The following is a 12,962-nucleotide window of genomic DNA, read 5'->3' as shown; positions in this document are numbered from 1 at the left end:
GGGTTGCGCATTGTATCGGTTTGTTTCTTCGTATCGAGTGGCGTCCCCGGGGCGATCTGTCACAATGTTCAGGTGGGCCATGAATGCGCTGGCCCTCCCAGACCCAACGACAAGCCAGGAACCGCTGTGAGCCAGATCCCCACCCTCGACATCACCCGTTTTGACAGCGACCGCGAGGCCTTCGTGGCCGAGCTGGGCGCGGCCTACCGCCAATGGGGATTCGCGGGCATCCGCAACCACGGCATCCCGCAGGCCGACATCGACGCTGCCTACGATGCCTTCAAGGCCTTCTTTGCCCTGCCGGAGGAGGTCAAGCGCAAGTACCACGTGGCCGGCAGCGGCGGCGCCCGCGGCTATACCCCCTTCGGCGTGGAGACCGCCAAGGGCTCCAAGCACTTCGACCTGAAGGAGTTCTGGCACATCGGTCGCGAGATCGCCGACGACTCCAAGTATCGTGACGTGATGGCGCCGAACCTGTGGCCGACCGAGGTCGAGGGCTTCCGTGAGCGCGGTTACGGGCTGTACCAGGCGCTGGATAATCTGGGTTCGCGCGTGCTGTCGGCGCTGGCCCTGCACATCGGCCTGCCGGAAGACTTCTTCGCCGACAAGACCAACTTCGGCAATTCGATCCTGCGCCCGATCCATTACCCGCCGATCACCACCGACGACATCCCGAACGTGCGTGCCGGTGCCCATGGCGACATCAACTTCATCACCCTGCTGGTCGGTGCCAGCGCCGCGGGCCTGGAAGTGCAGTCGCATGAGGGTGAGTGGGTGCCGTTTACGTCAGACGCGGACACGATCGTGGTCAACATCGGCGACATGCTGCAGCGCCTGACCAACCACGTGTATCCGTCGACGATCCACCGTGTGGTCAATCCTCCGGGTGAGCTGGCGCGCCAGCCGCGCTACTCGGTGCCGTTCTTCCTGCACCCGAACCCGGACTTCCTGATCGACGTGCTGCCGTCCTGCATCACCCCGGAGAACCCGAGCCGGTACCCGGAGGCGATCACCGCCCACGGCTTCCTCGAGGAACGCCTGCGCGAGATCAAGCTGAAGTAAAGAGAAGTGAGGCCGCCGAAAGGCGGCCTTCTTCTTTGCAGGGTTGCACCCTGCACCCGTAGAGGCCGAAGCCAAAGCCAAGGCCCAAAGCCAAATCGGCTCTGGGTTTCTGCGTGTTGGGCGGGGCGGTGTGGGTTGGCAGGACACGCCGTGAACCCGTCCCTGGGGGCTCGATGGCGCCATCCATGGCGCCAACGGTCCTGCCAACCCACACCGCCCCGCCTTCGACAGTCTCCCGGTGACGGTGGGTAGGTGTCGACCTTGGTCGACACGGTAGATCCACGCCATGCGTGGAGGAGATCTGTCAGATCGAAGTGGGTAAGGGGGTTGGTCCAGCCGGCAGCCACCCGGAATGCAGCTTTTGCCTTTGCTCTTGCTCTTCTTTTTTCCTTCCGTGGCGGGCGGAACCGCCGGAATGTGTCAGAGGCCGGGCGGGTGGGGATGACGGGGGTGTCCGCGGCATGGATGCCGCGGCCAAGCCCCCACGGACGGGTTTACGGCGCCCCCCGCCATCCCCACCCGCCCGGCCAAGCCCCAGATCTAGCCGGGCTCTCCGCGACCAACCCAACCCCCGCCACGAGCGGCTGCGCCGTTGGCTGAAAATCCATGTAACCGCTTACAAGGAAACGGATTTTTGCCGCAACGGGTATCATGACCGGCTGACTTCACACAGGAGCCACCCGCTCATGCGCCGCAAGATCGTCGCCGGAAACTGGAAGCTGCATGGCAGCCGTCAATTCGCCAATGAACTGCTGGGGCAGGTGGCCGCTGGGCTGCCGCTGGAGGGGGTGGACGTGGTGATCCTGCCGCCGCTGCCCTACCTGGGGGAGCTGGTCGAGGACTTCGGCGAGGCCGGCCTGGCCTTTGGCGCACAGGACGTGAGCAGCAACGAGAAGGGCGCCTACACCGGCGAAGTCTGCGCGGCCATGCTGGTCGAGGTCGGGGCCCGCTATGGCCTGGTCGGCCATTCCGAGCGTCGCCAGTACCACCATGAAAGCAGCGAGCTGGTCGCACGCAAGTTCGCCGCCGCCCAGCACGCCGGCCTGGTGCCGGTGCTGTGCGTGGGCGAGACCCTGGAGCAGCGCGAGGCCGGGCAGACTGAAGCGGTCATCGCCAGCCAGCTGGCGCCGGTGCTGGAGCTGGTCGGCGCGGCCGGTTTCGCCAAGGCCGTGGTCGCCTACGAGCCGGTCTGGGCCATCGGTACCGGCCGTACCGCCACCAAGGAGCAGGCGCAGCAGGTGCACGCGTTCATCCGTGGCGAAGTCGCGCGCATCGATGCTAGAATCGCTGATTCACTGCCCATTGTTTACGGCGGTAGCGTGAAGCCCGACAATGCCGGGGAACTGTTCGCGCAGCCGGATGTCGATGGTGGGCTGGTCGGCGGCGCCTCCCTGGTGGCCGCGGACTTCCTGGCCATCGCAAGGGCGGCGGCCGCGAACTAATCCTAGAAGTTTTGTCCGAGGGCGGTTTCCAATGCTGATGTTGATCCTCAATGTCGTCTACGTGCTGGTCGCTGTGGCCATGATCGCGCTGATCCTGATGCAGCGTGGTTCGGGTGCGGCGGCGGGTTCGGGCTTTGGTGCCGGTGCCTCGGGTACGGTGTTCGGTGCGCGTGGCGCCTCGAACTTCCTGTCCAAATCGACCAAGTGGCTGGCTGTCGTGTTCTTCGGCATCAGCCTCTTCATGGCCTGGTATGCCGGTCATGGCAGCCGCCCGGCGGCCGACCAGGATCTGGGCCTGATGTCCGCTCCGGCGGCCGTCGCTCCGGCGGCTCCGGCGGGCGAGCTGCCGGCCGTTCCGAAGGCCGATGCGGTCCCGGCCGCCCCGGTTCCGGCCGCGAATGTGCCGGCTCAGGCGGAATCTTCGGTTTCTGGTGAAGAAAAGCCTTCGGAAGGCTCCCAGAAAGACTGAAGCCGGTTACAATACGCGGCGCATCGGGAAGATAGTCTGATGTGATCGTTTGCCCAGGTGGCGGAATTGGTAGACGCACTACCTTGAGGTGGTAGCGACGCAAGTCGTAGGGGTTCGAGTCCCCTCTTGGGCACCATTTGTAAGTAAAGCGGGTTCGTCTGGCGCGCAAGGCGCCAGGCAGATTCCCGTCCACTCCCCCATGCCAAAGCGCCTGCAGGCGCGGCGGCAGAGGCAAGAGAGAATCGCTGTGCTGGCCGAATATTTGCCGTCTCTGCTGTTTCTGATCGTTGCCACCGGTATCGGCGTTACGCTGATGCTGGTTGGTCGATTCCTCGGTCCCCGCCGCCCCGATCTGGAAAAGCTGTCGCCGTACGAGTGCGGCTTCGAGGCCTTCGAAGACGCGCGCATGAAGTTCGACGTGCGCTACTACCTGATCGCGATCCAGTTCATCGTCTTCGACCTGGAAATCATCTTCATCGTGCCGTGGACCCAGGTCTTCATGGAGCTGGGTGCCCGTTCGCTCATCACCATGGGCCTGTTCGTCGGCATGCTGTTCCTCGGTTTCATTTACGTCTGGAAGAAGGGAGCGCTGGAATGGGAGTGATTCAGACTCTCGATGGCCTCATGAACAACCCCACGCCGGAAGGCCGGGTTGATGACATCCTGCGGCCGGAAGGCGACAACCCGCTGCTGGAAAAGGGCTTCGTCACCACCAGCGTCGATGCACTGCTGAACTGGGCGCGCACCGGCTCGATGTGGCCGATGACCTTCGGTCTGGCCTGCTGCGCGGTCGAGATGATGCACGCCGGCGCCGCTCGCCTGGACCTTGACCGCTACGGCGTGGTGTTCCGCCCGTCGCCGCGTCAGTCCGACGTGATGATCGTGGCCGGTACCCTGGTCAACAAGATGGCCCCGGCGCTGCGCAAGGTCTACGACCAGATGCCGGACCCGAAGTGGGTCATCTCGATGGGTAGCTGCGCCAACGGTGGCGGCTATTACCACTACTCCTATTCTGTGGTGCGCGGCTGTGATCGCGTGGTGCCGGTGGACGTCTACGTCCCGGGCTGCCCGCCGACCGCCGAGGCGCTGGTGTACGGGATCCTGCAGCTGCAGAAGAAGATCTGGCGTACACAGACCATCGCCCGCTGACCCCTTCACCTGACAAGAGCGCGCCAAGCCCCCATGGCAGAGCAAGCATCCTTCATCGACCGACTGTCCGCACGTTTCGCTGGTGCGAAAGTCATCGTGGTCGAACCCCGCGGCGAAGTGACGCTGGAAGTGCCTGCCGCCGAGTGGCACGCCACCGCCCTGGCGCTGCGTGACGAGTTTGGTTTCGAACAGGCCGTGGATCTCTGCGGCGTCGACTACCTTGGTTATGGCTCCGACGAATGGGACACCGCCGACGTGTCTTCTCAGGGCTTCAGTCGCGGCGTCGAAGGCAAGGCCCAGGGCCGCTTCGCGTGGGGCGAGTTCCCCACCGAGGAAAACGGCGCCGACGGTGCCCGCCCGCAGCACATGCCGACCCAGCGCTTCGCCGTGGTCGCCCAGCTGCGCTCGTACCAGCACAACCTGATGATGCACCTGCGGTGCTTCGCCCCTGACGAAGCGCTGCCGGTGGTGTCCTCGCTGACCAGCATCTGGCCGGGCCTGAACTGGTTCGAGCGCGAAGCGTTCGACCTGTACGGCGTGATCTTCGAAGGCCACCCGGACCTGCGCCGGATCCTGACCGACTACGGTTTCGTCGGCCATCCGTTCCGCAAGGACTTCCCGTTGATCGGCAATGTCGAAGTCCGCTACGACGAAGAAAAGAAGCGCGTGATCTACGAACCGGTCACCTCGGTGGAGCCGCGCGTCGGCGTGCCGCGCGTGATCCGCGACGACGCCCGTCTGCAGACCGCAGAAGGTGAGCGCGCGCAGGAGGCAGTGAAGTGAGCCACGTACACCAGGCCGGCGAAGCATTCGCCAGCAACGCCGCCGAAAGCCGGCAGGAAATCCGCAACTACACCATGAACTTCGGCCCGCAGCATCCGGCCGCGCACGGTGTGCTGCGCCTGATCCTGGAAATGGACGGCGAAACCATCATGCGCGCCGACCCGCACGTGGGCCTGCTGCACCGTGGTACCGAAAAGCTGGCCGAGTCCAAGCCGTTCAACCAGTCGATCGGCTACATGGATCGCCTGGATTACGTGTCGATGATGTGCAACGAGCACGCCTACGTGCGCGCGATCGAGACCCTGATGGGCATCGAGGCGCCGGAGCGTGCGCAGTACATCCGCACCATGTACGACGAAATCACCCGCATCCTCAACCACCTGATGTGGCTGGGCTCCAACGCGCTCGACCTGGGTGCGATGGCGGTGATGCTGTACGCCTTCCGCGAGCGCGAAGAGCTGATGGACTGCTATGAAGCGGTCTCCGGCGCGCGCATGCACGCGGCGTACTACCGTCCGGGCGGTGTCTACCGCGACCTGCCGGACCACATGCCGAAGTACAAGGAATCGCGCTGGCACAAGGGCAAGGCGCTGAAGCAGCTCAATGCTTCGCGCGAAGGCTCGCTGCTGGACTTCCTGGAGAACTTCACCGTCGAGTTCCCCAAGCGCATCGACGAATACGAAACCCTGCTGACCGACAACCGCATCTGGAAGCAGCGTACCGTCGGTATCGGCGTGGTCACTCCGGAACTGGCCCACCAGTGGGGCATGACCGGCGTGATGCTGCGCGGCTCGGGCATCGCCTGGGACCTGCGCAAGAAGCGTCCGTACGCCAAGTACGATGCCGTCGATTTCGACATCCCGCTGGGCAAGGAAGGCGACTGCTACGACCGTTACCTGGTCCGCGTTGCCGAAATGCGCGAATCCAACCGCATCATCAAGCAGTGCGTGGCGTGGCTGAAGGCCAACCCGGGCCCGGTGATGGTGAAGAACTTCAAGGTCGCTCCGCCCAAGCGCGAGGACATGAAGGACGACATGGAAGCGCTGATCCATCACTTCAAACTGTTCAGTGAAGGCTATTGCGTGCCGGCCGGCGAGACCTATGCGGCAGTGGAAGCGCCCAAGGGCGAGTTCGGCTGCTACCTGGTCTCCGATGGCGCCAACAAGCCGTTCCGCGTGCACCTGCGCGCACCGGGCTTCGCCCACCTGTCCTCGATCGATTCGGTCGTGCGCGGCCACATGCTGGCCGACGTGGTGGCGATGATCGGTACCTACGACCTGGTGTTCGGCGAGGTTGACCGGTAATGCCGTCCGCCACGCCAACGCCCGCTGCAGGCAGCCGGCGCAAGCCGGCGCCGCAGTTTCTGGAATTTCACGTTATGCATTTCGCTGAGGTCGGCCGATGAAGGCGACAGGTAATTTCGAGGCGGCGCGCGACGTCGACCCGATGGTGGTGCTGAGCGACAAGACCCGCGCTCACATCGATCACTGGCTGTCCAAGTTCCCGCCGGACCGCAAGCGCTCTGCCGTGCTGCAGGGCCTGCATGCGGCCCAGGAACAGAACGAGGGCTGGCTGACCGACGAGCTGATCGCCGGCGTGGCCAAGTACCTTGATCTGCCGCCGGTGTGGGCCTACGAGGTCGCCAGCTTCTACTCGATGTTCGAGACCGAGAAGGTGGGCCGCAACAACGTGGCCATCTGCACCAACATCAGCTGCTGGCTCAATGGCGCCGAGGACATCGTCCGCCATTGCGAGAAGAAGCTGGGCATCAAACACGGTGAATCGACCCCGGACGGCCGCGTCTACCTCAAGCGCGAGGAAGAGTGCCTGGCCGGTTGCGGTGGCGCGCCGATGATGGTCATCAACGGTCACTACCATGAGCGTCTGACCCTGGAAAAGGTCGACGAGCTGCTGGACGGGCTGGAGTAAGGGCATGGCACATCACCACGAATCCAAGGGTCCGGTCGGCCCCGCGCCGCTGCCGCACCAGGTGGTCTACACCACCCTGCATTACGACACCCCGTGGTCGTACGAAAGCTACCTGAAGACCGGTGGCTACGCCGCCCTGCGCAAGATCCTCGAAGAGAAGATCCCGCCGGAGCAGGTCATCGAGATGGTCAAGGCCTCGGGCCTGCGTGGCCGCGGTGGCGCGGGCTTCCCGACCGGCCTGAAGTGGTCCTTCATGCCCAAGGGCAACATGCAGAAGTACATCCTCTGCAACTCGGATGAATCCGAGCCGGGCACCTGCAAGGATCGCGACATCCTGCGCTACAACCCGCATTCGGTGGTGGAAGGCATGGCGATCGCCTGCTACGCCACCGGTTCGACCGTCGGCTACAACTACCTGCGCGGTGAGTTCCACCACGAGCCGTTCGAGCACTTCGAGCAGGCTCTGGCTGACGCCTATGCGAACGGCTGGCTGGGCAAGAACGTGATGGGCTCGGGCGTGGACATCGACATCTACGGCGCGCTGGGCGCCGGCGCGTACATCTGCGGTGAAGAAACCGCGCTGATGGAATCGCTGGAAGGCAAGAAGGGCCAGCCGCGTTACAAGCCGCCGTTCCCGGCCAATTTTGGCCTGTACGGCAAGCCGTCGACGATCAACAACACCGAAACCTATGGTTCGGTGCCGGCGATCATCCGCAACGGCCCGGAGTGGTTCAAGGGCCTGAGCCTGACCGCCAACGGCGGCCCGAAGTGCTTCTCGGTGTCCGGCTGCGTGCAGAACGGTGGCAACTTCGAAGTGCCGCTGGGCACCAAATTCCACGATCTGCTGGAAATGGCCGGTGGTCTGCGTCCGGGCCGCACGCTGAAGGGCGCGATCCCGGGCGGTGTGTCGATGCCGGTGCTGACCGCGGCCGAGCTGAAGGACCTGCCGATGGACTACGACACCATCCGTGCGCTGGGCTCCGGCCTGGGTTCGGGTGCGATCGTGGTGCTCGACGACAGCGTGTGCTGCGTCAAGTTCGCCTGCCGCATCAGCCAGTTCTTCCACAAGGAATCCTGCGGCCAGTGCACCCCGTGCCGTGAAGGTACCGGCTGGATGCACCGCGTGCTGGAGCGCATCGTCGCCGGCAAGGCCACGATGGAAGACCTGCACCAGCTGAAGGCGGTGGCCGGCCAGATCGAAGGCCACACCATCTGTGCGTTCGGTGAAGCGGCTGCATGGCCCATCCAGGGCTTCCTGCGCCAGTTCTGGGACGAATTCGAGTACTACATCGTCAACGGTCATTCGATGGTTGACGGCAAGAAGGTGGAGGCAGCCGCCGCATGAGCGCGCAACCCGTAAACCCGAACGTGCCACCGGATCACGTGACCATCGAAATCGATGGCAAGTCCCTGGTCGTGCCCAAGGGTTCGATGATCATCCAGGCGGCCGACAAGGCCGGCATTTCGATTCCGCGCTTCTGCTACCACGAGAAGCTGCCGATTGCCGCCAACTGCCGCATGTGCCTGGTGGACGTGGAGAAGTCGCCGAAGCCGGCGCCGGCCTGCGCTACCCCGGTGATGGACGGCATGAAGGTCGCCACCCGCAGCGAAAAGGCACTGAAGTTCCAGCGCTCGGTGATGGAGTTCCTGCTCATCAACCACCCGCTGGACTGCCCGATCTGCGATCAGGGCGGCGAGTGCGAGCTGCAGGACGTGTCGCTGGGCTATGGCCGTTCGGTCAGCCGCTTCAACGAGCGCAAGCGCGTGGTGCCGGACGAGGACATGGGCCCGCTGGTCGCCACCGAGATGACCCGCTGCATCCAGTGCACCCGCTGCGTCCGCTTCACCGCCGACGTTGCCGGTACCTACGAACTGGGTGGCATGTACCGCGGTGAGAACCTGCAGATCGGTACCTTCGACGGCAAGCCGCTGACCACCGAGTTGTCGGGCAACGTCGTCGACGTCTGCCCGGTCGGTGCGCTGACCAACAAGGTGTTCCAGTTCCGCGCCCGCCCGTGGGAACTGACCGCGCGCGAATCGCTGGGCTACCACGACGCGATGGGTTCGAACCTGTTCCTGCACGTACGTCGCGGCGAAGTGCTGCGCACCGTGCCGCGCGACAACGAAGCGGTGAACGAGTGCTGGCTGTCCGACCGTGACCGCTACTCGCACCAGGGCCTGTACAGCGAAGACCGTGCGGTCAAGCCGCTGCGCAAGGTCAATGGCGAGTGGAAGGAAGTGAGCTGGGCCGAAGGCCTGGCCGCGGCCGCCGAGATTCTCAAGACGAACCAGGGCGACAACCTGGGCGTGCTGGTGCATCCGTCCACCTCGAACGAGGAAGGTGCGCTGCTGGCCCGCCTGGCCAAGGGCCTGGGCTCGAGCAACATCGACCACCGCATCAACAACCGCGATTTCTCCGACGCCGCCACCGCCGAAGTGTTCGGCCTGCCGCTGGCCGAAATCGAAGGCGCCGACCGCATCGTCGTTCTGGGCAGCAACATCCGCCACGAACTGCCGCTGCTGCACGCCCGCCTGCGCAAGGCGCAGACCACCAACGGCGCGAAGATCCACGTCGTCAACCCGGTGGACTTCGACTTCGCCTTCAGCATCGCCGGCAAGCAGATCGTTGCGCCGTCGAAGTTCGTCGACGCGCTGGCCAACGCAGAGCTGCGCTCGGCAGTGCAGGGCGGCAACAACACCGTACTGATCGTCGGTGGCATCGCCGAGAACCACCCGCAGGCTGCCGCGATCCGCGCCGCTGCGCGTGATTTCGCTGCCGCCACCGGTGCCAAGCTGTGCCGCATCCCGCAGGGCGCCAATGCCGTGGGCCTGACCCGCGCCGGCGTGCTGCCGGCCGGCAAGGACGTGGCCGCCATGCTGGCGCAGCCGCGCCAGGCCTACGTGGTGTACGGCCTGGAGCCGGGCCTAGACTTCGCCGACGCACCCGCCGCGCGCAAGGCGCTGGTGGGTGCCCAGGTGGTGGCCTTCAGTCAGTTCGCCTGTGCCTCGACCCGCGACGTCGCCGACGTGATCCTGCCGATCGGTGCGCTGCCGGAAATCGACGCCACCCTGACCAACCTCGATGGTCGCGAGCAGTTGGCCCGTGCCGGCGGCAAGCTGCCGGGCGAGGCCCGTGAGGGTTGGCGCGTGCTGCGCGCCCTGGGCGGCGAGCTGGCCGTGGCCGGTTTCGACTTCACCGACCTGGCCGGCCTGCGTGCCAGCCTGGCCCCGGTTTCGGTCGCCGTTGCCGCTTCGGCGCAGCCTGTGGTCGCCGGCGAAGGCCTGGAAGTGGCTTCGACCGCCGCGATCTACCGCACCGATGCGGTGGTCCGTCGCGCCCCGGCGCTGCAGTCGCATCCGCTCAACAACGCCCCGCGCATCGTGCTGAACGCTGAAGATGCCGCTCGCCTGCAGCTGCAGGAAGGGCAGATGGCCAAGGTCGGCACCGATGCCGGCAAGGCCACCCTGCCGGTGGTGGTCGACGCCCGCGTCGCTGCGGGTTCGGTCTGGATTGAATCGGGCCACGGCGCGACCGCGCCGCTGGGTGCCGCTCGCGTATCGGTGGTGGCTGCATGAACGAATTGCTGTTGAACGCGGTCGACCCGCTGCACCAGTGGCTGCTTGGCCTCGGTGACATCGGCGCGCTGATCTGGATCATCCTGAAGATCCTGGTGATCACCGTTCCGGTGATCATCTCGGTGGCCTTCTATGTGGTCTGGGAACGCAAGCTGATCGGCTGGATGCACGTCCGCCACGGCCCGATGTACGTGGGCATGGGCATCTTCCAGGCCTTCGCCGACGTCTTCAAGCTGCTGTTCAAGGAAGTGGTCCAGCCGAGCAGTGCCAACAAGGCGATCTACCTGCTGGCACCGCTGATCACCCTGGCGCCAGCCTTCGCGGCCTGGTCGGTGGTGCCCTTCGATTCGCAGATCGTGCTGTCCAACGCCAACGCCGGCCTGCTGTATCTGCTGGCGATGACCTCGCTGGGCATCTACGGCATCATCCTGGCCGGTTGGGCATCCAACTCGAAGTATGCGTTCCTGGGTGCGATGCGCGCCTCGGCACAGATGATCAGCTACGAAATCGCCATGGGCTTCGCCCTGGTCGGCGTGATGATCGCGTCGGGCAGCCTGAACCTGAGCAACATCGTGATGGCGCAGGCCGGCAATTCCGGTTTCTTCGACTGGTTCCTGCTGCCGCTGTTCCCGCTGTTCGTCATCTACTGGGTGTCGGGCGTGGCTGAAACCAACCGCGCGCCGTTCGACGTGGTGGAAGGCGAGTCGGAAATCGTCGCCGGCCACATGGTCGAGTACTCCGGCGGTGCCTTCGCCCTGTTCTTCCTGGCCGAATACGCGAACATGATCCTGATCAGCTTCCTGATCTCGATCTTCTTCCTCGGCGGCTGGCTGAGCCCGATCCAGGGCTGGGTCAACTTCGGCGATGTCTCGCCGCTGGTCGACTGGATCTGGAAGGGCGGTGCACCGTGGCTGTTCGTCAAGGTGTTCTTCTTCGCCAGTGCCTACATCTGGTTCCGTGCCAGCTTCCCGCGCTTCCGCTACGACCAGATCATGCGCCTGGGCTGGAAGGTCTTCATCCCGCTGGCCATTCTGTGGATCGCGGTTACCGCCGTCATGGTGTTCTTCGGCGTGATTCAAAAGGGCGTCTAAAGTGATGAACAGGATTACCCATTACTTCAAGAGCCTGCTGCTGCTCGAACTGCTGGCCGGTCTCTGGCTGACCTTGAAGTACAGCTTCAAGCCCAAGTACACGATGATGTACCCGATGGAGAAGTTCCCGCAGTCGCCGCGCTTCCGTGGCCTGCACGCCCTGCGCCGTTACCCCAACGGTGAAGAGCGCTGCATCGCCTGCAAGCTGTGCGAAGCGGTGTGCCCGGCACTGGCCATCACCATCGACTCGGCCAAGCGCGAAGACGGCACCCGCCGTACCACGCGCTATGACATCGATCTGTTCAAGTGCATCTTCTGCGGCTTCTGTGAAGAAAGCTGCCCGGTGGACTCGATCGTCGAAACCCACATCCTCGAGTACCACTTCGAGAATCGTGGCGAAAACATCGTTACCAAGCCGCAGCTGCTGGCCCTGGGCGACCGTCTCGAGTCCGAGATCGCCGAGCGTCGCGCCGCCGATGCCGCTTACCGCTGAGGTCGAGAGATGGATTGGGTAAATATCGCTTTCTGGGTGTTCGCCATCGCGGCAACGGTTTCGGCCGGTGCGGTGATCAGCGTGCGCAACCCGGTTCACGCCGTGCTCTGCCTGGTGCTGACCTTCTTCTCCATCGCCTGCGTCTGGCTGCTGGTCGGCGCCGAGTTCCTCGGTGTGGCACTGGTGCTGGTGTATGTCGGCGCGGTGATGGTGCTGTTCCTGTTCGTGGTGATGATGCTGGACATCGATCCCACCAAGATGCGTGAGGGCTGGGTCCGCTACCTGCCGGTCGGCCTGATCGTTGCCGTGGCCATGCTGGTCCAGATGCTGATCCTGATCGGCGTGAAGGGCAGGGCGGTTACCCCGTTCCCCGCCGACAACGCCGCCGCGGTCGCTGCCGACAGCTCCAACGTCACCTGGCTGGCGCGCACGCTGTTCACCGAATACCTGCTGCCGTTCGAGTTCGCTGCGGTCATCCTGACCGTGGCCGTGGTTGCCGCCGTGATGCTGACCCTGCGTCGCCGTACCGGCGTGAAGAGCCAGAACCCGGGCGAGCAGACCATGGTCAAGGCCGGCCAGCGCCTGCGCATGGTCAAGATGGGGGCCGAAGCGCCGGTCGTGCACAGCAACAGCAAGCCGGCCACCGGCGAGGAGACCCAGCCGTGATTACCCTTGGCCACATGCTTGCGCTGGGCGCGGTGCTGTTCGCCATCAGCCTGGCCGGCATCTTCCTCAACCGGAAGAACGTCATCGTCCTGCTGATGTCGATCGAGCTGATGCTGCTGTCGGTGAACGTCAATTTCGTCGCGTTCTCGCGTCAGCTGGGCGATCCGTCCGGCCAGCTGTTCGTGTTCTTCATCCTGACCGTCGCCGCCGCGGAAGCCGCCATCGGCCTGGCGATCCTGGTGACCCTGTTCCGTACTCGCCGCACGATCAATGTCGGCGAAGTCGATTCGTTGAAGGGCTGA

The 12,962-nt window shown here is 64.7% G+C and carries 14 protein-coding genes and 1 tRNA gene; all 15 read left to right on the top strand.

Annotated elements, in window-relative coordinates; genetic code table 11:
- Positions 1-126 precede the first annotated feature (126 nt).
- The 15 genes from AC5P6E_RS14075 to nuoK all read left to right on the top strand — a co-directional run bounded on the left by AC5P6E_RS14075 (position 127) and on the right by nuoK (position 12,962).
- Positions 127-1,062, top strand: a complete 936-nt coding sequence (locus tag AC5P6E_RS14075; protein WP_010483082.1) for an isopenicillin N synthase family dioxygenase — start codon at positions 127-129, stop codon at positions 1,060-1,062.
- 686 nt (positions 1,063-1,748) lie between these two features.
- Positions 1,749-2,504 carry a triose-phosphate isomerase gene (gene tpiA, locus AC5P6E_RS14070; protein WP_010486422.1) on the top strand — a complete coding sequence of 252 codons (756 nt, stop codon included), beginning with the start codon at positions 1,749-1,751 and terminating at the stop codon, positions 2,502-2,504.
- Positions 2,505-2,535: 31 nt separating this feature from the next.
- Positions 2,536-2,973, top strand: a complete 438-nt coding sequence (gene secG / locus AC5P6E_RS14065; RefSeq protein WP_010486424.1) for a preprotein translocase subunit SecG — start codon at positions 2,536-2,538, stop codon at positions 2,971-2,973.
- 51 nt (positions 2,974-3,024) lie between these two features.
- A tRNA-Leu gene (locus tag AC5P6E_RS14060) sits at positions 3,025-3,109 on the top strand.
- A gap of 111 nt (positions 3,110-3,220) precedes the next feature.
- The gene (locus tag AC5P6E_RS14055; protein WP_010486426.1) at positions 3,221-3,577 is read left to right on the top strand and encodes an NADH-quinone oxidoreductase subunit A; all 357 of its coding nucleotides are present in this window, start codon (positions 3,221-3,223) and stop codon (positions 3,575-3,577) included.
- A complete protein-coding gene (locus tag AC5P6E_RS14050) occupies positions 3,568-4,122 on the top strand; it encodes a NuoB/complex I 20 kDa subunit family protein (RefSeq protein WP_005410463.1) in 555 nt (184 codons plus the stop codon). Before AC5P6E_RS14055 ends, AC5P6E_RS14050 begins: the two co-directional genes overlap by 10 nt.
- A 33-nt stretch (positions 4,123-4,155) precedes the next feature.
- Complete coding sequence (locus tag AC5P6E_RS14045; protein WP_010486428.1) at positions 4,156-4,905, top strand: NADH-quinone oxidoreductase subunit C; 750 nt, start codon at positions 4,156-4,158, stop codon at positions 4,903-4,905.
- Positions 4,902-6,209, top strand: coding sequence for an NADH-quinone oxidoreductase subunit D (locus AC5P6E_RS14040; protein ID WP_010486430.1), 1,308 nt, complete (start codon positions 4,902-4,904; stop codon positions 6,207-6,209). The genes AC5P6E_RS14045 and AC5P6E_RS14040 overlap by 4 nt, the downstream gene beginning before the upstream one ends.
- A gap of 97 nt (positions 6,210-6,306) precedes the next feature.
- Complete coding sequence (gene nuoE / locus AC5P6E_RS14035) at positions 6,307-6,834, top strand: NADH-quinone oxidoreductase subunit NuoE (protein ID WP_006381132.1); 528 nt, start codon at positions 6,307-6,309, stop codon at positions 6,832-6,834.
- A gap of 4 nt (positions 6,835-6,838) precedes the next feature.
- Entirely contained in the window at positions 6,839-8,179 is a 1,341-nt protein-coding gene (gene nuoF, locus AC5P6E_RS14030) for an NADH-quinone oxidoreductase subunit NuoF (protein ID WP_005410459.1), read from the top strand.
- Positions 8,176-10,410, top strand: coding sequence for an NADH-quinone oxidoreductase subunit NuoG (gene nuoG / locus AC5P6E_RS14025; RefSeq protein ID WP_019338576.1), 2,235 nt, complete (start codon positions 8,176-8,178; stop codon positions 10,408-10,410). The genes nuoF and nuoG overlap by 4 nt, the downstream gene beginning before the upstream one ends.
- Positions 10,407-11,501 carry an NADH-quinone oxidoreductase subunit NuoH gene (nuoH, locus tag AC5P6E_RS14020; RefSeq protein WP_006381129.1) on the top strand — a complete coding sequence of 365 codons (1,095 nt, stop codon included), beginning with the start codon at positions 10,407-10,409 and terminating at the stop codon, positions 11,499-11,501. Before nuoG ends, nuoH begins: the two co-directional genes overlap by 4 nt.
- Positions 11,502-11,505: 4 nt before the next feature.
- Complete coding sequence (gene nuoI, locus AC5P6E_RS14015; RefSeq protein ID WP_005417924.1) at positions 11,506-11,994, top strand: NADH-quinone oxidoreductase subunit NuoI; 489 nt, start codon at positions 11,506-11,508, stop codon at positions 11,992-11,994.
- Positions 11,995-12,003: 9 nt separating this feature from the next.
- Positions 12,004-12,660 carry an NADH-quinone oxidoreductase subunit J gene (locus AC5P6E_RS14010; protein WP_010486441.1) on the top strand — a complete coding sequence of 219 codons (657 nt, stop codon included), beginning with the start codon at positions 12,004-12,006 and terminating at the stop codon, positions 12,658-12,660.
- Positions 12,657-12,962, top strand: coding sequence for an NADH-quinone oxidoreductase subunit NuoK (gene nuoK / locus AC5P6E_RS14005; RefSeq protein ID WP_006381125.1), 306 nt, complete (start codon positions 12,657-12,659; stop codon positions 12,960-12,962). Before AC5P6E_RS14010 ends, nuoK begins: the two co-directional genes overlap by 4 nt.

Source organism: Stenotrophomonas sp. YJH_SMC_16 (assembly GCF_059367875.1).
This window is presented reverse-complemented; position numbering and strand designations above follow the sequence as displayed.